The sequence below is a fragment of the Pseudoalteromonas sp. T1lg21 genome (genome assembly GCF_002964625.1).
GTDB classification, from domain to species: Bacteria; Pseudomonadota; Gammaproteobacteria; order Enterobacterales; family Alteromonadaceae; genus Pseudoalteromonas; species Pseudoalteromonas gelatinilytica.
On record NZ_PQBX01000076.1, the window covers coordinates 1 to 202 of the forward strand.

At 39.6% G+C, this 202-nt stretch carries 1 protein-coding gene; it reads left to right on the forward strand.

Features of this window, described 5'->3' with window-relative positions; translation table 11 throughout:
• A partial coding sequence (locus C2M25_RS22135) for a hypothetical protein (protein ID WP_234003625.1) occupies window positions 1–202 on the forward strand: 202 nt, incomplete at both ends.

Below are 202 nucleotides of genomic sequence, written 5' to 3' on the forward strand. Positions count from 1 at the left end.
CTAGCAACAATTGGGGCTATGTTGCGAACAATTCCATAAAAGCAAAAACAGTTGGTTATAACTCTGAGGTTAACTTAGGTATTATTAATAAGCTTTTACCAAGCTTTGAAGAAACCAATGTTTTTGTTGCTGGCCGAAACTTCAAAGGAACTCATTGGAAGTCGAACAATACAGCCGCAACGTTTGATGCATGGGCCGTTGG